At 67.6% G+C, this 21,407-nt stretch carries 15 protein-coding genes; 9 read left to right on the top strand and 6 right to left on the bottom strand.

The features are described 5' to 3' along the window. Positions 1-421, top strand: a 421-nt coding sequence (locus tag LJE69_RS04295; protein WP_296921843.1) for a transposase, incomplete at its 5' end; no start/stop codon positions are given. Positions 422-456: 35 nt separating this feature from the next. Here the strand turns inward: LJE69_RS04295 and LJE69_RS04290 are convergent. Beyond that, positions 457-912, bottom strand: a complete 456-nt coding sequence (locus LJE69_RS04290; RefSeq protein WP_296921841.1) for a hypothetical protein — start codon at positions 910-912, stop codon at positions 457-459. Between the two features lie 636 nt (positions 913-1,548). Then, complete coding sequence (locus LJE69_RS04285; RefSeq protein ID WP_296921839.1) at positions 1,549-4,962, bottom strand: efflux RND transporter permease subunit; 3,414 nt, start codon at positions 4,960-4,962, stop codon at positions 1,549-1,551. Between the two features lie 664 nt (positions 4,963-5,626). On the opposite strand from LJE69_RS04285, the gene LJE69_RS04280 reads away from it, so the two are divergent. Together LJE69_RS04280 and LJE69_RS04275 are read left to right on the top strand one after the other, a co-directional pair. Continuing rightward, the gene (locus tag LJE69_RS04280; protein ID WP_296921837.1) at positions 5,627-5,875 is read left to right on the top strand and encodes a DUF433 domain-containing protein; all 249 of its coding nucleotides are present in this window, start codon (positions 5,627-5,629) and stop codon (positions 5,873-5,875) included. Continuing rightward, entirely contained in the window at positions 5,872-6,078 is a 207-nt protein-coding gene (locus tag LJE69_RS04275) for a DUF5615 family PIN-like protein (RefSeq protein WP_296921835.1), read from the top strand. Before LJE69_RS04280 ends, LJE69_RS04275 begins: the two co-directional genes overlap by 4 nt. A gap of 140 nt (positions 6,079-6,218) precedes the next feature. On the opposite strand, the gene LJE69_RS04270 is transcribed toward LJE69_RS04275, so the two are convergent. After that, positions 6,219-8,069 carry an ABC transporter ATP-binding protein/permease gene (locus LJE69_RS04270; RefSeq protein WP_296921833.1) on the bottom strand — a complete coding sequence of 617 codons (1,851 nt, stop codon included), beginning with the start codon at positions 8,067-8,069 and terminating at the stop codon, positions 6,219-6,221. A 378-nt stretch (positions 8,070-8,447) separates the two neighbouring features. Between LJE69_RS04270 and LJE69_RS04265 the strand changes: the two genes are divergently transcribed. From LJE69_RS04265 to LJE69_RS04255, 3 genes are all read left to right on the top strand, one after another. Next, positions 8,448-9,731 carry a phosphatidylserine decarboxylase gene (locus LJE69_RS04265; protein ID WP_296921831.1) on the top strand — a complete coding sequence of 428 codons (1,284 nt, stop codon included), beginning with the start codon at positions 8,448-8,450 and terminating at the stop codon, positions 9,729-9,731. Positions 9,732-11,467: 1,736 nt separating this feature from the next. Continuing rightward, a complete protein-coding gene (locus tag LJE69_RS04260) occupies positions 11,468-11,872 on the top strand; it encodes a S24 family peptidase (protein ID WP_296921829.1) in 405 nt (134 codons plus the stop codon). A 131-nt stretch (positions 11,873-12,003) separates the two neighbouring features. Next, positions 12,004-13,077 carry an efflux RND transporter periplasmic adaptor subunit gene (locus LJE69_RS04255; protein ID WP_296921828.1) on the top strand — a complete coding sequence of 358 codons (1,074 nt, stop codon included), beginning with the start codon at positions 12,004-12,006 and terminating at the stop codon, positions 13,075-13,077. A 266-nt stretch (positions 13,078-13,343) separates the two neighbouring features. Here LJE69_RS04255 and recQ read toward each other — a convergent pair whose 3' ends face one another. The 3 genes from recQ to LJE69_RS04240 all read right to left on the bottom strand — a co-directional run bounded on the left by recQ (position 13,344) and on the right by LJE69_RS04240 (position 17,019). Further along, positions 13,344-15,572, bottom strand: coding sequence for a DNA helicase RecQ (gene recQ, locus LJE69_RS04250; RefSeq protein WP_296921826.1), 2,229 nt, complete (start codon positions 15,570-15,572; stop codon positions 13,344-13,346). 415 nt (positions 15,573-15,987) lie between these two features. Continuing rightward, positions 15,988-16,299, bottom strand: coding sequence for a cupin domain-containing protein (locus tag LJE69_RS04245; RefSeq protein WP_296921824.1), 312 nt, complete (start codon positions 16,297-16,299; stop codon positions 15,988-15,990). An 84-nt stretch (positions 16,300-16,383) separates the two neighbouring features. Beyond that, positions 16,384-17,019, bottom strand: coding sequence for an alpha/beta family hydrolase (locus LJE69_RS04240; protein WP_296921822.1), 636 nt, complete (start codon positions 17,017-17,019; stop codon positions 16,384-16,386). Positions 17,020-17,343: 324 nt separating this feature from the next. Here LJE69_RS04240 and LJE69_RS04235 point away from each other — a divergent pair, with 324 nt between their 5' ends. The 3 genes from LJE69_RS04235 to LJE69_RS04225 all read left to right on the top strand — a co-directional run bounded on the left by LJE69_RS04235 (position 17,344) and on the right by LJE69_RS04225 (position 21,339). Further along, positions 17,344-18,351, top strand: coding sequence for a zinc-dependent alcohol dehydrogenase family protein (locus LJE69_RS04235; protein WP_296921820.1), 1,008 nt, complete (start codon positions 17,344-17,346; stop codon positions 18,349-18,351). Between the two features lie 10 nt (positions 18,352-18,361). Beyond that, on the top strand, positions 18,362-18,925 hold the full coding sequence (locus LJE69_RS04230) for a metallophosphoesterase family protein (protein WP_296921818.1): 564 nt from the start codon (positions 18,362-18,364) through the stop codon (positions 18,923-18,925). A 551-nt stretch (positions 18,926-19,476) separates the two neighbouring features. Beyond that, positions 19,477-21,339 (top strand): S8 family serine peptidase, encoded by a 1,863-nt coding sequence (locus tag LJE69_RS04225; RefSeq protein WP_296921816.1) that lies wholly within the window; start codon positions 19,477-19,479, stop codon positions 21,337-21,339. The last annotated feature ends 68 nt before the right edge of the window (positions 21,340-21,407 follow it).

Genomic DNA, 21,407 nt, shown 5'->3' with positions numbered 1-21,407 from the left:
CGCGTGGACAGTGGCCTTGAGCGAATGGCATCTCGCTGGAGCGACCCTGGTCGCCTTCATCTGTGCGCTGACCCAGCGCATGCGCCTGTCGCGGGCGCGGGTGCAGGAATTGCTCGCCGACTGGCTGGGGCTGTCGTTGTCCACGGCCACCATCAACCAGTGCATTCACGAGGCCGCGCGCGCCGTCGAGCCTGTGGTCGAGCAGGAAATTCTGACGCACGTGCTGCGACACTGGGTCATTGCCCGGCGCATCGGCATGGGCACCCGCACCCCGCAAGGCACCCGCGCGTTCGCGCTGCTCGCCAGCGTCATCGAGACCTGCCGCAAGCGCGGCGCTTCACCGTGGACCTATATCGCCGATGTCGTGCGCCAACGACGCCGCGGCTTGCCAGCCCTCCCGCTGCCTGTGCCCGCCGGCTGACGGACTGCCCCGGCACGCTCCGATGGCGGTGGGGGCTAAACGGTTACGCTGATGGTGTTCTGCATCGCGACCCCCAGCACACCCGCCACCAGCCCGGTGGAGATCAGCACCGCACCGGTGTCGAGCTTCAGGATGCTGGTCAGCACCACCAGCGTCGCGATGGTATAGATGACCGCCGAGCCTGCGCCCTGGAGCACGCCCGGCGCAGCGGTGCCGGTGAGGCGCGGGTAGGCAACGTCCCAGACGAAGTTGCGCAGGCCCTGGTCCAGCAGGAAGGCCACGGCGGCGTAGAGCAACACCTTGGTCACCGTGCCGGTACAGCCGGCGGGGCCGGACAGGGCTACCGCGTCCCCGAAGCGGTCCTGCAACAGGTCCGCCGCCAGCATCAGCAGCAGCAGGGCGAGCACGCCGAACAGCCAGAACAGCCAGAACAGCCAGAACAGCCAGAACAGCCAGAACAGCTTGCGATGACGGCGTTTGCGTTCGTGCACAGACATCTCGGGCTGGCGGGTCGACAGGGCCTGCCCGGGCACCGCTCGCCCGGATGCGCGACCCTGCGTCCGAAAGTCTGCTGCTTGCCCCCAGCGGAGTCAGCACCGCCCAGTCGAGGAAACCGACGGGCCGTCGCGCCGGCCTGAGTGCCAGCGGGCCAGGAGCGGGTTAGCGATCGCGTAACCCGAAAATCAGCGGATTACTCTGCCGCAACATCGGGTTACGCTGCGCCAACCCGGCCTCCCCTAACGGCTGCTCCCGGTAAAGCTTGCTCCAGGCGGGTCGACATCGTGGGAGCGCCACTGCCTTTTGTGGCGCGATGACGGCCGCACGACCGGCTGCCGCTTGGCGATTACTCGGGGCGTGGTGTGCTGCCTCGCCGCCGGTCGCGGCACCAAGAGTGCCGCTACCACAAGAGCTGCTACCGGGGCGCACTAATGAACGGCGGCGAGCGCGAATGCTTGGCCCAGGCCAAGACGGCGGGTGGGCTTCGCTTATCCGCTGTTCACGTTGTTTCTGAACCGTTACGCACCAATGCGTCTGGACGGAGCGGTCGTCAGCATGCCGCCAATGCGCGCGCCGGAGCGACGCCGACAGTCGGCCTCCCCGATGACTGGCGGCGCTAGCGCCCCGAATCAGACCGCCGCGCCATGCGCTCCGACACCAGGCGCCCGCCCGACCTCCTCGGCCCGGGCGGTGATGTCCTTGTGGTAATGGCGCATCCACAGGAAGTAGATCACCGGCACGGCCAACCGCGAGATGAGCAGCGACGCGACCTCGCCGGCCATCAGCGAGATGGCGAGCCCCTGGAAGATCGGGTCGAACAGGATGACGCTGCCGCCGACGACGACGGCCATCGCGGTCAGCATCATCGGCCGGAAGCGGACCGCGCCGGCATCGATGACAGCCTCCGGCAGGTCCATCCCCTGCTTGACCCGCAGCTTGATGAAATCCACCAGGATGATGGAGTTGCGCACGACGATGCCGGCGCCGGCCATAAAGCCAATCATCGAGGTGGCGGTGAAAAAGGCCCCCGTCGCCCAGTGCGCGGGCAGGATGCCGATGAGCGAGAACGGGATGGCCGCCATGATGATCAACGGCGTGCGGAAGGAGCGGAACCATCCCACCACCAGGGTGTAGATCAACACCAGCACGACGGCGAAGGCGGCGCCCAGGTCGCGGAAGACCTCGTAGGTGATGTGCCATTCGCCGTCCCATTTCATGCTCGGCAGGTCGGTGGAGAAGGGCTGGCGGATGTTCCAGATCTCCAGCGGCGCATCACGCCCTTCCGGGATGTATTCGTGGATCTTGTGATTGAGCTGGAGGATGGCGTAGACGGGGCTTTCTTCGGCGCCGGCGACGTCGGCGGTCACGTACACCACCGGCAGCATATTCTTGCGATAGATGCTCTTCTCGCCGACGCCGCGCTCGATCCGCACCACCTCGCCAAGGGGTACGCAACGGCTCCCGCTGCCATCGAAGCCACGGACCGATTCCACCGGCGCCGCCGCCGGCGACGGGCAGAGCGGCATCGGCAGCATCATGAAGGGGTCCGCGCGCTGGCGCAGGGCCAGGCGCACCAGGATCGGCACGTCCTCGCGCTCCGCCGGCGCATGCAGCAGCCCCGCGCTGGCACCGGCCTCGGCGATCTGCACGAGCTGCGCGACCTGGGCGGCACCGATCCCGTGCAGCGCCGCCTTCTCCTGGTCGAAGCGCAAAATCAGGCGGGGCTGGTCGGCCTCCACGTAGGAGTCCACGTCGACGACGCCTGGCGTCGCCTCCAGCAGGTGCTGAATATGCTCGGCGATGCGGATCTGCTCGGCGTAGTCCGGGCCATAGATCTCGGTGACGATGGTCTGCAGCACCGGCGGCCCGGGCGGCACCTCGGCGACCTTGACCCTGGCGCCCAGACGCTCCGCCAAGGGCGTGATGCGCGCGCGGATGCTCTTGGCGATCTCGTGGCTCTGCCGCTCGCGCTCGTCCTTGGGCACGAAGTTGACCTGGATGTCGGCGACGTTGGGCCCGGAGCGCAGGAAGTAATGCCGCACCAGCCCGTTGAAGTTGTACGGCGCCGCGGTGCCGGCGTAGATCTGATAGTTCAGCAGCTCGGGCTCCTTGCGCACCTCCACGGCGATGTCCTGGGCGACGCGCAGCGTGCGCTCCAGCGTCGTGCCCTCGTCCATGTCGATGATGACCTGCAGCTCGCTCTTGTTGTCGAAGGGCAGCATTTTCACCTTGACCGCGCCGGTGACGACCATGCTGCACGCAGCGAGCAGCAGCAGGGTGATGCCCGCCAGGAAGCCCATGCCCAGGATCGGGCGGTGGATCATCGGCCCCATGACCCGCCGGTACAGGCGCGTGGTCCAGTCCTCGCGCTCGGCGGACTGGCCGCCGTGGCGGGCGTGCCAGCGCAGCATCCGATAGGCGGCCCAAGGCGTAACCACGAACGCGACCGCCATCGAGAACAGCATCGCGGCCGTGGCGCCGATGGGAATCGGGCGCATGTACGGCCCCATCAGCCCCTGCACGAAGGCCATCGGCAGCACCGCGGCGATGACCGTCAGCGTGGCCAAGATCAACGGGCTGCGCACTTCGTTGACCGCCTCCACGGTGACCTCCTTCAGCGGCCGGCCGCGATTCTCCGGCAGCCGGAAGTGGCGGACCACGTTCTCGACGTCGACGATCGGGTCGTCCACCAGGATGCCGATGGAGAAGATGAGTGCGAACAGCGTCACCCGGTTCAGCGTGAAGCCGAGCAGGTAGAAGGTCGCGAGCGTCAGCGCCAGGGTCACGGGAATGGCGATGGCGACGACCATGGACTCCCGCCAGCCCAGCACCACGGCCACCAGCAACGTCACGCCCGCCGCCGCGAGGCCCATGTGAAACAGGAGCTCGTCGGACTTCTCGGTGGCGGTGTGCCCGTAGTCGCGGGTGACGGTCACCTCCATGCCCGGCGGAATCACGTTGCCGCGCAAGAGCTCGACCTTGTGCATCACCTCGGCGACGACGCGCACCGCATTGGTGCCCTTGCGCTTCGCCACCGTGAGCGTGACGGCGGGCTCCTCGCGGTCGGTGCCGGCGGCGCCTGGACCGTCGGTGCCGGTGGTGCCCGGATTGTTGCTGCCGGCGGTGGCACTCGCGGTGCCGGCGCCGTGGGCTTCGGCGCCGGCAACGTCGGCGCCGCGACCGAACAGCACGTAGTCCACCGGCTCCTGCGGCCCGTCGATGACAGTCGCAATGTCGCGCAGGTAGACGAGCTGCCCCATGTACATGCCGACGACGACCATCTCCACGTCGCGCCGGTCGCGCAGGAAGCCGCCCGTCTCGATCAGCGTCTCGGTGTCACCCTGCGGGAAGCTGCCCGCCCGGTTCTGCTGGTTGGCGGCGCGCAGGATGCGCAGCACGTGCGTCGGGTCGATCTGGTAGGCGCTCAGCAGCGCCGCATCCAACTCCACCCGCACCTGCCGCCGCTGGCCGCCGATGAGCGTGGTCTCGGAGACGTCCGGCACCTGCTTGACCGCATCGTCGACCGCCGTAGCGATGTTGCGCAGGGCCTGGAAGTCGTAGCCGCCGCCGTGCAGCGTCAGTGCCAATACGGGCACGTCGTCGATGCGCCTTGGCTTCAGGATGGGCCGCGAGGCGCCACTCGGGATGCGGTCGAGGTTGGCGTAGAGCTTCTGATAGAGCTGGACGATCGACTCTTCCTCGTCGCGCCCCACCAAAAAGCGGACGATGGTCAGCGACTGCCCCGGACTCGCGGTGGAGTAGATGTACTCGACGCCGGGCAGCTCCCAGGCGAGCTTTTCCAGCGGGCGGGTGACGCGCTGCTCCACCTCCTTTGCCGTCGAGCCCGGCATCTGCACGAAGACGTCGATCACCGGCACGACGATCTGCGGCTCCTCCTCGCGCGGCAGCAGGTACACCGCCAGCGTGCCTAGCAGCAAGGAGCCGATGATCAGCAAGGGGGTCAGCGGCGAGTCGACGAAGAAGTAGAGGATCTTCGAGATGATCCCGAAACGACGCACGCGATACCCGCGCCTGGCCTTCATTGCACTCAGTGCCTCCGCCACGCGCCCGCCTGACCGCCGAGCGCCGGATCCCCCATTGCCGGTGCAAGCCGATCAGAATATTAGGTCAAGCCAATACAACAATAGATCACGGTGCAGGGCCGGGCGGCGGCACGCGCCGGCCGCGCCTGTTATGGCGACCTGCGTTGTCGGGATGGCGCCGGGCGGTGCCGGCGCGCCACGCTCGCGGCGCCGATGGCCAGTGCACTCGTTCGGACGTATCGAGGCCACTCTCAAGGCCGACCGCGGTGCTGATCCGTGTCGCCCTGGAGGCCGACACTCCGGCCGACACGCGCTCGCGCCGGACAGCGAACGGTATCGACAATTCCAAGGCCGTGCACTGGCGGCAAGATCGTGCAGCCGCATGCCTCGAAATCCCTGTCGGTCGGGGTGAGGAACGAAGCCCGACACGGCGCTCGATACGACCGCCTGTTCGTCGGACCTACGTCGCAGCCCCGCCCACACCGCCGTTTGCGTAGCTGCGCGGATCATGCGTACGTGCCCGATCTCGACCACGTGCGCGTCGGCGTCGGCCGACAAGTGGGTAGAATGTCCGCAACACCATCGCGGAACCCTTTGCCGGCCCTAACGGATTCGCGCGAAGCTCTCTGACCAGCCCCGACATAACGCCGCGGAGACAGCACGCATGACCACAGATCAGCTCCTTCAACGAATCACCGTCAACCCGACTGTTTTCGGCGGCAAGCCGATCATCCGCGGACACCGCCTTGCCGTCGAGCATGTCCTGGGCATGTTGGCAGCGGGTGATGACATCGACACGCTGCTGGAAGGCTATCCCTGGCTCGAGCGCGAAGATGTGCTGGCGTGCCTGGCTTACGCCCAGCGGCTGGTTGAGCACGAGCGGGTTGAGCCATTGATGGTCGATGCTGCGTGAAGGTATTGCTCGACACCTGCGTCTGGGGCGGTGCGGCACGCGAGCTCACGGCGGCCGGTCACGATGTCTGCTGGATCGGCAACCACCTGCCGGACCCGGGTGACGCTGCCATCATTGAACTCGCTTACCAGCAAGAGCGGGTGCTCGTAACGCTCGACAAAGACTTCGGTGAGCTGGCAATCGTCTACGGGCACGCGCACTGAGGCATCATCCGCCTGGTCGATTTGCCAGGCCGCCAGCAGGGAGCACATTGCGCAAGATTGCTCGCAACCTACGCCGATGAGTTGCTTCAGGGAGCCATACTCACGGCGACAGCCAGGCGGGTGCGGATTCGCCCCGGCGTTCAGCGTTGAAGCGGCTGGGCGTCAGTCCACCGATCCGACTGACGTCTCCCCCCCGCAACCGCCTCTTCCCGCTCGCGTTGCTGCAACTCCCACATGGCCGCATAGACGCCGCCGTCGGCCAGGAGCGCACCGTGAGTGCCTTGCTCGACGATGCGGCCCGCGTCCATCACCAGGATGCGGTGGGCGTCGACGATGGTGGACAACCGGTGGGCGATGGCCAGCGTGGTGTGGTGCTCGGCCACCTCGGCGAGAGTCTTCTGGATGGCCTGCTCGGTGTGGCTGTCGAGTGAGGACGTGGCCTCGTCGAACACCATGATGCGCGGGCGCTTGAGGATGGCCCGGGCGATGGCGACGCGCTGCTTCTCGCCGCCGGAGAGCTTCAGGCCGCGCTCGCCGACGACGGTGTCCCAGCCGTCGGGCAGCCCTTCGATAAAGCGCAGGATCTGCGCCAGATCGGCCGCCCGGCGCAGCTCCTCGAAGCTCGCGCCCGGCCGGCCGTAGGCGAGGTTGTAGCGGATGCTGTCGTTGAACAGCACCGTGTCCTGCGGGACGATGCCGATGGCCGCCCGCAGGCTGTCCTGCGTCACGGCACGGATGTCCTGGTCATCGATGAGGATGCGCCCATTGGTCACGTCGTAGGAGCGAAACAGCAGCCGCGCCAGCGTGGATTTGCCGGCACCGCTGTGGCCCACCACGGCCACCTTCTCGCCCGGCTCGATGGTGAAGTCCACGTCGCGCAGGATCTCCCGCTCCGGCTGGTAGTGGAAGCCCACGTGCTCGAAGCGCACAGCGCCGCGCTCGAGCCTGAGCGCCGGCGCGCCGGGGGCGTCCTCGATCTCGGCCTCGCGCTCCAGCAGCTTAAACACCAGGTCCATGTCCGCCAGGGCGTACTTGATCTGCCGGTAGACGATGCCGAGGAAGCCGAGCGGAATGAAGAGCTGAAGCATGAAGGCGTTCACCAACACCAGGTCGCCAATGCTCATGCGCCCGGCGACGACGCCCTGCGCCGCGAAGAACATGATGCCGGTGACGCCCAGCGCGATGATGCTGCCCTGGCCGAAGTTGAGCAGCGACATGGAGCTCTGGCTCTTGACCGCGTATTCCTCCCACTCGCTCAGGGTGTTGTCGTAGCGATCGAGCTCCATGCGCTCGTTGCCGAAGTACTTGACCGTCTCGTAGTTCAGCAGGCTGTCGAAGGCCTGGGTGTTGGCCTGGCTGTCCAGCACGTTCATGCGCCGGCGGTAGTCCATGCGCCACTCGGTAATCGCGAAGGTGAAGGCGACGTAGACCGCCACGGTGCCGAAGGTCACCAGCGTGAATACCGGGTCGTACTTGGTGAGCAGCACGACGGCCACCAGCGTGAACTCCACCAGCACCGGGATGACGCTGAACACCAGGTAATTCACGATGGTGGACACCGAGCGGGTGCCCCGCTCCAGGTCGCGGCTCACGGCGCCGCTCTGGCGCTCCAGGTGATAGCGCAGCGAGAGCCGGTGCAGGTGCTCCAACACCCGGGTGGAGAGCCGCCGCATCGCCCGGAACCGCACCCGCGCGAAGACCACGTCCCGCAGCTCGTTGAACAGCGACGAGGAGAGCTTGAGCACCCCGTAGGCCAGCAGCAGCGACACCGGCAGCACCAGCACCCGCGTGTCGCTGTTTTCGAAGGCATCGACGATGTCCTTCAGCACGATGGGCACGCCCACGTTGGCCAGCTTCGCCAGCACCAGGCAGCCCAGCGCCAGCGCCGCGCGGCCGCGGAACTCCCACAGGTACGGCAGCATAGAGCGCAGGTTGTGCCAGTCGCGGCGGTCGTCGTGGATGGCTTCGGTGGCGTGGATGCGGTTGATCATGGAGGGGTTTCGAGCTCCTGCGGGGGTGGCCGCGGTACACGGCCGAGACAACGGGGGCAAGCGGGCGGCTAGTATCAAGTGTCAGGCGAGAAGTTTCGAGGATGACTGTCAGTGTGGCGTCGATCATGAGCTCATCCGCCGCCGTGGGAGCACCGTCCTCGGCGCGACGGGCGTCCCATCGCGGCGGAGACGCCGCTCCCACGGGAGCCATGGCTCTGGACGAAGTGACGATCAAGACTGTCGTTGAGGCCCCTACTGACCGGACGCAGGGCCTGGACTAACCTTCGCTGTGTGGAGAACAGGCCCAAGCATCGGTCGGTTCCGGACCGCGAGCGGCCCCCGGCACCGGCCGCAGCCAACCCGCAGAGGAGTCTTGCCATGTCCGCCGCACCAGCCCGCTACCAGGCCGTCCGGGCCGCCGTTGTCATCCTGTTGCTGGCCGTCGCCGCCCTGCCGGTGTCCGCGCGGGAACAAGCTCCGGCGCGCGCGACCATCACCCAACAGTTGCAGGCGCTGATCGAGGCCCACCCGGAGGTCGGCGACCTGCTGACCCAGTCCATCGCCGCCGCGGCCAAGGCAAACCCGGACCCGGAGACCAACCCCGTCCAAACCCTGCCCGAGTACTACGCCTTCATCGACGAGTCCAGCAAGCTGATCCCGCGTCAGATCGTCGCCAACCCGCCGGACCGCATCCGCGACCAGATCCTGCAGCTCATCTGCTACTTCTATTTCCTCGTGGACCAGCCGCTGGATGCGCTGAAGGACAAGGGCCTTTACAAGAACGCCATCCAATACGCCCCGCCCTTCTCCGGCTGGCTGCGGGACTTCACCATCAACTGGGGCCAGTTCCTGAACACGCGGGCGTCGTGGGACCAGGCGACCTACCAGCAGTTTCTCGCCGACCCGAGCTTCGGGCTGATGCGCGACTGGTACGAGCCGCCCACCCGCTGGACCACGTTCAACGAGTTCTTCGCGCGCTATCTGCGCGACCCGTCGGAGCGGCCCATCGCCGCACCCAACGACCCGCGCGTGGTGACCTCCCCGGCCGACTCGGTGCCGCAGGGCGTCTGGCCCATCGACGAGCAATCCCGTATCAAGGTCCAAGGCGGCCTCGGCGTCAAGCTCGCGCGCTTCTTCACCATCCCCCAACTGCTCGGGCCGGACAGCGCCTACGCCGACGCCTTCGCCGGCGGCGTGCTCACGCACACCTTCCTCAACGTCAACGACTACCACCGCTACCACTTCCCCGTCGGCGGCACCGTCAAGGAGGCCGACCAGATCCAGCAGAACGTCGCCCTGGAGGTCACCTGGGACGACAACACGCGCCGCTACGACCCGGTGGACTCCACCGGCTGGCAGTTCAGCCAGACCCGCGGCGTGGTCATCGTCGACACCGGCGACACCGGCCTGGTCGCGCTGATCCCGATGGGCATGGCCATGGTCTCGTCGGTGCAGTTCGAGGACGATGTCACCGTCGGCAGCAGCCACGCCAAGGGCGACATGCTCGGCAACTTCCTGTTCGGCGGCTCCGACTTTGTCATCGTCTTCCAGAAGCAAGTCGGCTTCGAGCTCACCGCGCCGAAGGACGACACTGGCGACGGCGGCTACGCGCACCTGCTGATGGGCGAAGCTTACGGGAAGATGACCGGCGACAGGCAGTAGCCCGCTGCAAGCCCGCGCGCCCTGCCTTGGAGCCCGACGCCGCGAGGTGCGCGGCGCCGGGCGCCGGCATGGCGCGCCGTGGCGCAATGCTCCCGCGCCCCCGCGAGTTCATCCCGTCAGCATCGCGGGAGTCCAGGTCGCCACAACCCAGGTGCAGCGCCTCTTTTGCGACCGGCCGCTCATCGCGCCGAGGACGGCGCTCCCACATCCATAACCTCGCCAGCCCCGCCAATCGCCCACACCCGCCGGAGCAACCCCGAGAACCGACCTCTCAATCCGTGTTTGATCCGCGTCAAAGCATACGCGCCGGAACCTCGCAATAATCCGACGAGATACCGATAAGCGAGACCCTAACGGCCTTGACATGACTGCCCGCCCGTTACCAATACATCCGTCCGTATATGCTGGCGAGAGCGTTCGGCAAGCGTGGCCGCGCGTCTGCCCCCGCCCAAGGATTGCCATGCTGCCGTCACAAAATCGGTACGCTGGCTCTGCGCGCCTCCCACTCTTTGCTGGCACGGCGGCAAATCTCCAGGGAGGGCGTCGGTAGCCCCCTGTGTCAGCCTAGCGCCCCGAACGCAGCCGACAGGCTGGTCGACTTTGGGCAATAGGAGCCGCCCCACTACACAACCAAGAGCCCGATGAAGATTTCCGAGATCTTGGCAATGCTCAAAGACGATGGTTGATATCTCGTGGCCACAAGGGGCAGCCATCCTCAGTTTGAGCATCCGTCCAAGCTTGGTCGCGTGACGCTTCCTGGAAGGGGAAAACGGGGGACAGACCAGAATGGCACGGAAATAAGCCGTAACCGCCTGATTTTTCGTCGCTGACGCCCCTGCAAGACACTGATTTTTGTGTCGTCAAGCTGTCTCGGCGCAGGCAAGGAGTCCTTAAATCCGTGCCATTCGGGACAGACCCTGAGGTATCCCCAGTTTTCATCTCATGAGATGAAAACTGGGGATACCTCAGGGACGGACCACCTTTTTTTACGCCTAGGTCAGCTGCGGGTCGCCGTAGTGGCAGAATGGACCTCTGTCCAGCCGTACCGATGCCGAGATCAAAGACGAGGTAGTGACCATGCAGACCTTCATCGACCACGATATCGAGCGGGCCGCGAGCAGGGCCGCCAACACGGCGAGGCGGCGGTCCTGCTGCGCCTGATCGAGCGCAAGTTCGGCCCACCGAGCCCAGGCACCCGCCAACGGGTGCTCAGTGCCGTTCCGCAGCGGCCTGACGGCCGAGACGTTGGAGGCGGTGCTGCCCTGAGGCTGCATGAAGGCACGTCTCAGGCCGCGGCAAGGTCGTACCAATCTGCCGGCCCAGAGCCTTCGCAGCCTTTTCCAGGGTCAACAGCGTGACCGAGCGGTTGTCGGGGTCCAGGAGTCGGTCCAGGGCGCTTCGGCTTGTGCCCATTCGGCGAGCCAACCCGGCCCTGCTCACCCCTGTTCTTGCATTGCCCGGCTGCGCTGAAATGCGAGCACACGCTTGATGGCAACGGCTTCGCTCTCTGCGAGACGTCCTTCTTGATCGAGGAATTCGTCTAAGCGGCTGCCGATGTGACACAAGGGGACAATCAGGCGTCGCGCCGATGCCGGGCAGCAGATTCGCCGCCCTGCATCCCGCGCGAGCCGGCGCCGGCGACGCTGCCGGTTCCCCGGACGCCGCAAGCCACCCGCGATTGACAGCCCCGCCCGGCAACCCAATCTCCGCGGGTTGACCGAAACGGAGCAGAGACCATGCCAAGCGATCCCAACCAACCCATGATGGACGGCGGCGGCTGCGCGCTGCACGAGCCCTTCGCGCTGCAAGTGCTCGGGCCGGACATGGAGCCCGAGTTTCCGGACAAGTGCATCGTCATCATCGAGCCGACGGAGTACTGCCGCAACGGCATGTACGTCTTCGTGGAGGTGGAAGGCGTGCGCTGGTTCCGGCAGTACTTGCGTGACGAGCAGGGCCGCGAGCGGCTGGTGGCGATGAACGAGATCTTTCCGGACATCGAACTGAACGGGCTCGAGTGGAAGGTGCTGGGCGTCATCATCCAGCGCAATATCCGCCGCAAGATCAAGCACTACGAGTACGCCGACGGCCCGTCGAACCAGCCGCAGAGCGGCGTCCAGGCCATCGACATCACCGCGTCGTGACGCTGCCGGGCCAAGCGCCACCGCGACGCGCGGTGCGCGTGTCGCATGTGGTGTCGCGGCAGTCGCGGCGAGGACGCCGCTTCCACGGCGTGGGGCGAGGATTGCGCTTAGCGGCCCTGGCATGCGCCGCGATGCTCCTCGCCGGCTGCCAGCAGCAAAGCGAAGATGCCGGCGGGACGACCCGCAAGCCGTCGGCGGCGAAGCCCCGCGCCCACCTGGTGACCACCTATCTCACCGAGCGCGCGCCGGTCTCCACCCAGCACGAGCGCCCCGGCACGCTGCGCCTGCGCCGCCTGGTGCGCGTGCACGCGCGCGAAGAAGGCCGCGTGCAGCAGCTCGACGTCTTCGAGGGCGATCAAGTGGACCGCGGCGCGCTGCTGGTGCGCCTGGACGACGCCCTGCTGCGGCTGGAGCTGGACAAGGCGCGGGCCACGCTGGCGCAAAAGCGCATCGACCTCAAGCGCTACGAGGACCTCGCCCAACGCGACGCGGCGTCCCAGGACGAGCTGGCCCAGGCGCGCACCGCCCTGGTCCTCGCCGAGGCAGACCTGAGTCTGCTGGAGACGCGGCTCGACTACACCCGCATCGCCGCCCCATTCGCCGGCGTCATCATCGAGCGGCTGGGGGAGCCCGGCGATTTCATCGCCAAGAACACCCATCTTCTAACCCTCGCCGACCCGGCGTCCCTGGTGGCGGAGGTCTACGTATCGGAGCTGGTGCTGCCGCACATCGCCGTGGGCGACCCCGCGCGCATCCGCATCGACGCCCTCGGCGGGCGGCTCTTCGCCGGCCACGTCCTACGCATCCACCCCACTCTGTCGGAGGCCAACCGCCAGGCCGAGGTGGAGATCCGCTTCGACCAGATCCCGGCTGGCGCCCGCGCCGGCCAGTTCGTGCGCGCCGAGCTCAGCACCGCCGCCGTACCCCGGCTGCTAGTGCCCTTCCGTGCGCTGCGCCAGGACCGCGACGGCACCTTTGTTTGGGTCATCGACCATAGCAAAGCCGCCCGCCGCCCCGTACGCACCGGCATCCGCATCGCCGACCAAGTGGAGATCCTGGACGGCCTCACACCCGGCCAGCGCGTGATTACCCGCGGCTTCCTCGGCCTCTCCGAGGGCAAGCAGGTGGAGCGGGTGGACGATGACGACGGACCATCCATCGCCTCACCGGGTGCGGCGCCGGAGCAAGTCGACAGCATGCCCTGACTGGTGCTGGCCGGCGCGGCGCCGCAGTCAGTCACCGCCGCCCTCGCCGGGGCGCAGCACGCCCCGGCCGTCTTCCAACTCAGCCGCGATCACGGAGGCGCATCGCCCCGTCCCGCTCACCAGCGCGAAATCGCGCGGATCGTAGGTCGGGTTGGCGACAGCGTAACCCGACAATCAATTGCATACCAACGCCCCAGCGTCGGGTTACGCTGCGTTGTCGCGCCACAAAAGGCAGTGGCGCTCCGGCGGTGCCGGTCCGGGCGGCGTCAGCCGTCGGCGGCCCGCAGCTCCGCCGCCCGTACGCAGCGCAGCACCGGGTAGGGATAGCGGCCCTCCAGCGCCTCGAACACGGGCTTGAGCGGCATGCCGGGGGCGTCGGCGAGCTGCTGCAGGGCGTTGCGGATGCGCTTGAGGTCGGCGTCGTCCAGGTCCAGCGCGGCGGTGTCGAGGTCCGCTTCGCCTGCCTCGATGCAGCGGGCGACGTGGCCCCAGATGGTGCTCTCCGCCATGTGGCGGCGCCGGGCGATGTCCGGGATCTTGCGCCCTTCGCGCAGCAGCGCGAGGGTGGTGAGTTCGGTATCCCTGAGTCCGTCGCCATCCCCCGCGGCCACCGTGCGCACCGGCAGGTCCCGCGCCGACCGCTCGGCCAGGGGCGGCAGGCCGGCGGGCCGGCCGTGCTCGGCCTCGTGCTCGGCCAGCACAGATAGAAAGTCCTCCGCGTAGCGCTCCAGCTTGATGGCACCAACGCCGCTGATGCGGCTGAATTCGTCCCGGTTGCGCGGGCGGAAGGCGAGCATCTCGTTGAGCGCCACGTCGCCGAAGATGACGTAGGGCGGCACCTGCTGTGCCGTGGCCAGCTCGCGGCGGCGCGCACGCAGGCGCTCCCACAGCGCCTGCGCCTCGGGGTCGACCGGCGCGGCGACGGACGCGGTACGCCGCTCGCCGCGGCTGCGCTGCTCCGGATCGCGGCGCAGGCGCACGGGCTGCTCGCCGCGCAGCACCGGCCGGCTCGCCTCGGTGAGCCTAAGGCCGCCGTAGCCCTCCACGTCCACCTGGGCAAAGCCCGCGGCCACGAGCTGGCGGTAGACGGATTTCCACTGGTTGGCGTTGAGCTCTTTGCCGATGCCGTAGGTGCTGACCTGGTCGTGGCGGAAGCGCTGGATGCGGGCGTTGGCCTTGCCCAGCAGCACGTCGGTGAGGTGCGCGGCGCCAAACTTCTGTCCAGTCCGGTAGATGCACGACAGCGCCTTCTGCGCCGCGACGCTGCCGTCCCAGGTGTCCACGGGGGTGAGACAGGTGTCGCAGTTGCCGCAGGGCTCTTCGACCTGCTCGCCAAAGTAGTTGAGGAGGATGCGACGGCGGCATTCGGTGGTCTCGCACAGGCCCACCAGGGCATCGAGCTTGTGCAGCTCGACGCGCTTGAAGCGCTCCTCGGCCTCGCCCTTCTCGATAATCTGCCGCAGCGTGACGACGTCGGACAGCCCGTAGCAGAGCCAGGCGTCCGCCGGCAGGCCGTCGCGGCCGGCGCGGCCGGTCTCCTGGTAGTAGGCCTCGACGCTCTTGGGCAGGTCCAGGTGGGCGACGAAGCGCACGTCCGGCTTGTCGATGCCCATGCCGAAGGCGATGGTGGCCACCACCACGACGTTGTCGCCCCGGATGAACCGCGCCTGCCGCGCGCGACGCTCCTCCGCCGAGTGCCCGGCGTGGTAGGCGATGGCATCGAAGCCCTGGGTGCGCAGGAACTCCGCCGTGTCGTCCACCTTGCGCCGGGACAGGCAGTAGACGATGCCGGCGTCGCGCGGGTGCTCGGTGCGCAGGAAGTCCAGGAGCTGGCGGCGCGGCTGGGTCTTCTCGACGATGCGGTAGCGGATGTTGGGCCGGTCGAAACTCGAGACGAAGCGCTCGGCATCGGCGAGATTGAGGCGGGTGACGATCTCGTTGCGGGTGGGGGCGTCCGCCGTCGCGGTCAGCGCGATGCGCGGGATCTGCGGCCAGCGCTGGTGCAGGCGGTCGAGCTGGATGTACTCAGGCCGGAAGTCGTGCCCCCACTGCGACACGCAGTGGGCCTCGTCAATGGCGAAGAGCGCGGGCTTGACCCGGTCGAGCAGGCTCAGGAAGCGCTCGGTGAGCAGCCGCTCCGGCGCTACGTAGAGCAGGTCGAGCGTGCCATCGAGCAGCGCCTGCTCCACCTGCTGCTGCTCGCCGGGCATCAGGGACGAGTTCAGAAAGGCCGCGCGCACGCCGAGTTGCCTGAGCGCGTCTACCTGATCCTGCATCAGCGCGATGAGCGGCGACACGACGATGCCGGTGCCCGGGCGCAGCAGCGCCGGGATCTGGTAGCACAGGGACTTGCCGCCGCCGGTGGGCATGAGCACCAGCGCGTCGCCGCCGCCGGTCACGTGCTCGATGATGCGCTGCTGCGCGCCGCGGAAGCTCGGGTAGCCGAAGACGCGGTTCAGGATGTCCAGCGGGGTATCGGCGGGGGTGTCGGGCATCTGTGCGTTGCTGGCGAGGATTCGGTGCACCGCTTTTAGGATTTCACGCAACGGGCACCACGGGCAATGCCCCGGCCATCAAACCGATATGAGCGCCGCCCAGAGACTGTAAAAATATGCGGTGTCGGGTCAGCGCAGCGTAACCCGACGTTGGGCGTCGGTGGGTCGTTGATTGTCGGGTTACGCTATCGCTAACCCGACCTACGATCCGCTCGTTCTTGGCGTTGCGAGCAATACTTTCACGGTCTTTCAGTGCGTGCCACCGTTCGGTTCCAAATCGAAACCGGTATCGGTATCGAAATCGGAACAATTGGTGAGGAATTCGGCAACGATCCCGACTTCGATCAACACGCACGACGCAAAAGCCCTCGGTGCCACGGCCAAGCCGCGGCGCCGGGCACCGCGTCAACGTTGGTCAGCGCACCCGCACCCCGTCCAGGCTCACGACTGGCTCGTCGCCGACGACCTCGGCGGTGTGCATCTCATGCTTGGGCACCACCAGCAAATCGCCGGCCTCCAAAATGACCTCCTGCCCCCCCATGGTCATCCGGAAGCACCCGGAGACGACGCCGTCGATCTTGTCCACGCCGTGGTCGTGGGCCGGGAAGTAGGTGCCGGGCGGGTAGACGTAGCGGCTCACGGAATAGCCGCGGCGGGCGATCTTCTCGCGCAGCGCCCGCTCGGTGAGCGGGCCGTCCTGCTCCTCGTGCCAGTGCTCGATCTGCATCTGTGCCTCCGTTTGAGCCGGTGCCGTCGCTTCGAGTGTAGCGAATGGGCGATCGCGGCGGGGACGCCGCTCCCAGAAGGACGATCAGGCCAGAGCGCGCAGGAACTCCAGCACCGCGGCCGCCGCGGCGTCGAGGTTCTGCACCCGGGTGCGGCCGGACGCCTTGCGTGGCTTGAAGCCGTGCTCGCCGTCGGCGATCCAGATGATCCGCGGATTGCCGCCCAGCGCGTAGCCCTCCACCTCGGCGCGATTGCCGAAGGGATCGCGCTCGCCCTGGCAGATGAGGGCCGGCGTGCGCAGCGCGGCGAGGGGCTCCAGGCGTGTGCGCTCCGGCTTGCCCGGCGGGTGGAAGGGATAGCCCAGGCAGACCAACCCGGCGGCGCCCACCTCGTCCGCGAGCATCGCCGCCATGCGCCCGCCCATGGATTTGCCGCCGACTACGAGCCGGCCGGCCGCGCCGCGCTCGGAGGCGATCACGGCACGCAATGCATCGAGCAGCACCGGCTCCCGGTCCGGCGGGCGCCTGCGACCGTCCGCGGCGGACTTGGCCATGTATGGAAACCACGGGCGCACTACACGCACGCCGTCTGCGGCGAGCCTCGTGGCAATGTGCGCCATGAATTCGGCGTCCGGCGTCTGACCGGCACCGTGGGCGAGGATCAGCACGAGGGAGGCGTCGGGCGGTCCGTCGAGTAACGGACGAGGATTCAGATCAGTCATGTCGAGTCCTCCCTCCCACCGCAAGCGCGGGCACGATGGTCCACGTGATTGAAAATGGGCCGGCGAGCGTATGAGCGCAATGCACAGCGCGGAACCGGGGACGAGCGTATCAGCGGAGGTCGCGTGCACGCCCAATCGCAGCGGGGATGCCGCTCCCACATGCACTCCTGCACTCCTGCACTCCTGCACTCCTGCACTCCTGCACTCCTGCACTCCTGCACTCCTGCACTCCTGCACTCCTGCACTCCGACGCCCCATCTTGAGCCCTCCCCCCGGCGGGCGCATGATCCCGGCATAACCCGTAATGACAGAGGAGGCAACCCGATGAAGGCCATGCTGATGCGCCAACCCGGCGGCCCCGAGGTGCTGACGGAAACGGACCTGCCGGTGCCGGAGCTGCGAGGTCCCACAGATCTGCTGGTGCGGCTGCGCGCCGCCGGCGTGAATCCGGTGGACACCAAGATCCGCGGCAAGGGCCCGCTGCTGCCCGAGGTCCTCACCGCGGTGCTCGGCTGCGACGGTGCGGGGGTCGTCGAGGCCGTGGGTGATGCGGTCACGCGCTTCAAACCCGGAGATGCCGTCTGGTACTGCCATGGCGGCCTTGGTGGACCGCACGGCAACTATGCGGAATATGCCGTGGTCGATGAGGCCATCGCGCAGCCGAAGCCCGTCGCACTCGGCTTCGTGCAGGCCGCGGCTGCGCCACTGGTGCTCATCACCGCCTGGGAGGCGCTACACGACCGGGCGCACATCCAGGCGGACCAGACCGTGCTGATCCACGCCGGTGCCGGCGGCGTGGGCCACGTGGCGATCCAACTCGCCCGGATCGCCGGTGCACGCGTCGCCACGACCGTCAGCAGCGAAGCGAAGGGCGACTTCGCACGCGCGCTGGGCGCCGAATTCGTCATCAACTATCGCAACGAGGACGTCGCCGGCGCCATCGCCGACTGGACCCGCGGCCGCGGCGTGGACATCTGCTTCGACACCGTGGGCCCCGAGGTCTTCGTGCGCAGCATCGAGACCGTGGCGGTGTACGGCGACCTCGTGACCATCCTGGATCCGGGCACGGTCAACCTGAAGGAGGCTCGCACCCGCAACCTGCGCATCTCGCTGGAACTGATGCTTACCCCGCAGCTGCGAAACCTGCCCGATGGGCTGGCGCACCAGGGCGAGATCCTGCGCCGCTGCGGCGAGCTGTGCGATGCCGGCGACTTGCGCGTCGAGGTGGCCGATACCTACCCGCTCGAGCGCGCCGCCGACGCCCACCGCAGGCTCGAGGCCGGCGGCATGCAGGGCAAGCTGGTGCTCACCATGCCCGGCGCGGAGGATTGAGCCGTGCCCGATGATGCTCCGCATCGCCATCGTCGCTGACACCCACGGCCAGCTCGACCCGCGGATCGCCGAGCTGGTAACGGGCTGCGACCTTGCAGTGCACGGCGGCGACATTGGCAACGCAGCGGTGCTGGCGGCACTGCAACCACGCACCGGGCGGGTGCTGGCGGTGCTCGGCAACAACGACGTGGCACACAAGTGGCCGGCCGCGGAGCAGCACCTGCTCGTGGAACTGCCGCTGGAGATGGTCGAGGAGCTGCCCGGCGGCCGCCTGGTGGTGGTCCACGGCCATCGCACGCCAGCCCGAGACCGCCACCAGCGGTTGCGGCGGCGCTTCCCGGAGGCGCGCGCCATCGTTTACGGTCACAGCCACCGGCTGGTGGCGGATCAGGACGCCGAGCCCTGGGTGCTGAACCCGGGCGCGGCCGGGCGCTCGCGCACCAACGGCGGGCCGTCGTGCATGGTGCTGATTGCCAGTCATGACGGCTGGGCGCTGTCGGTTCACCGTTTTCCCCTGAGCGGCCAACGTGCAACGGCGCAATGCCTGCGCGAAAGTGGGCGAGGCGCGCCCTGACCCCAGTGAAATGCTACCGTTCATCGGAAACCAAGCGAATCTCGCCATTGATCAGTGCAAGCGACGAAATTTGCACTAGTCTGAAGTTCAAACACAGTTCTCACGACGTGAGACCAACCCGCCCCGACCAGGGGCGCGCGCAACCGGGGCGCTCCCCCCGGGCGCAACAAGGCCGGCGACCCGCCGGCCTTTGCTTTTTCCGGACACCGGTTCTCGGCGTCTCCGCGGCATCCGACAGGCTGCGATGCGCTGACGTCGGGCCCAAGTTGATCCACCCTCAGAAAGACGGACGGCGCCAATCGGCGCAGTCCAATTCCCCCGAGCCCTTCGTGCCGCGCCCATTGAACACGATATGAGGGGTCGTCAGCTTTTTTTACGGTTGTCTGTGCACGGCTCCGCCGGAGAAGGCTGACAGATAAAAAAATTATTAAAAAAAAGTGACTTATATTGTCTGGCACCGGACTTGCCTGCGAGCGACGGATCGGGCCGGCCGGCGGCCGTTGTGGAAAGTCGGCTTGACTGCCCGAAGCAGAAATCAAGGGACAATACGCATGGCCGACACAGACAACCCGCATAGCCCTGGCGACCGACCCGCGCATGCACGCGCCGCCGCTCCGCACAGACACCTGCCCGCGCCCACACTCGCAGCGGCATTGCTTGGCATCACCAGCAGTGGCGCCTTCGCAGCCCCCATCGAGCAGCTCGCCGAGGGCTGGTCCGCCACAGGATCGGGCGGGCAGCAAGTACTGGATGCCGACACTAGCGTCGGCGCGGAGAGCGATCTGGTCACCAGCGTCCCGGACACCTTTAGCGGGGCCGACGTCGCGAGCATAATCGGCGCAAGCCGGTTCTACGACGCCGGAATCACCGGGCAGAACACAATCACCGCCAACATCGAGGCCGGCCACATCTGGAACGGCCACGAGACGCTCGGCCACGTGACGACCTTCGTCAACAGTACCGACACCCTCGATTCCGACGGCAATCCGGGGACACCGGAGTATGACCGCCACGCGACCTGGGCCGGCATGATGATCGGCGGGCGCACTGGCGGGACCTATCAGGGGGACTGGCAGACGGGCATCGCCCAAGACACTGACCTGCAATCCGCTGCAATCGCGACGAATTGGAGTGGGGGCGCCTATTCGACGGGCTTCAGCACCTCGGTCGCCGCGATGAACACTGCCTATGACACCATGTTCGGCACTGCCGACGTCATCAACAGCAGTTGGGGCGGCACCGATCCTGGCGGCAGCAGCATCATCGCGAAGATCACCGACGGTCTCCAGAACCTGCACCCGCAGACCACCTTCGTCGCGTCGGCAGGCAACTCGGGGCCGGGCACCAATACCGTCGGTTCCCCCGGCGCTGGCTACAACGTCATCACGGTCGGCGCCCTGCAGAACGACGGTGCCAACGTCTACGATTCCGTCGCCAGCTTCAGCAGCCGCGGCCCGCAGGATTACTACGACCCGATACACGGCACCGTCTCCGGCGTCCGCGCCGCCGTGGACATTGCCGCGCCGGGCACCGGCCTCACCAGCGCCTACTACGGCGGGCAGACCGGCGGCAACAACCCGAGCCTGACCGGTTCGACGGCCGTTGCCGGCACGGATTACTACAATGGCAACCTCGCCGGTACCAGTTTCGCCGCGCCCATCACCGCGGCCGGCGCGACCCTGCTGCACAGCGCACGGGAGGCCGATACCGAGCTCGCGGCCAACGCGCACGCCGACGATGCCCGGGTCATCAAGGCGGTGCTCCAGAACAGCGCCACCAAGATCCCCGGCTGGGACAACGGCCAGGCGGAGGTCGGTGGCGTCATCCAGACCACCCAATCTCTGGACTGGGACAGCGGCGCCGGCGACCTGAATCTTGACCAAGCCTTCGACCAATACCTGACTGCCGACACCCGAGACCTGGCCGGACTCGGCGGCGGCCTGGTGGACCTCACTGGCTGGGACTACGGCGAGGTCGGCATCGGTGACGTCAACAGCTATGACATCGACGAGGTGCTGCTTGGTGGCAGCACCTTCACGGCAACGCTCACCTGGTTTCGCGAGCGTGAATACGACTACATCAACAGCATCGCCGTGGATATCGCCCAGGCAAACCTGGACCTGATCGTGCGCGACATCGCCACCGGCGCGGTCGCCGAGTCCATCAGCCTCTACAACCTGGTCGAGCACCTCTCTTTCGTGCTGCCGTCTACGGGCCGGTATGCCATCGACGTCGTGTATACGGACAATACCTTCGACGCCACCAGCGACAACAGCTTTGGCCTGGAACAGTACGGCCTGGCCTGGTGGGCCGAGGCACCCGCGCCCGGCACGCTGTTCCTGATCGCCGGTGGCGCCATCGCGCTGTGTCTGCGCCACCGGCTGGCGCCGAACGGCGGCGCTGAGGGGGCATGATCTCCGCGCACCAGTGATCACCGCCACTTGACCACACCGGGTCAGGGCGCCCGCACGCGCCCGCCCGG

This window comes from Thiohalocapsa sp., assembly GCF_022340605.1.
Classification (GTDB): Bacteria; Pseudomonadota; Gammaproteobacteria; order Chromatiales; family Chromatiaceae; genus Thiohalocapsa.
The sequence above is the reverse complement of the archived record's forward strand: the minus strand, read 5'-3'. Positions and strand labels throughout refer to the sequence as shown.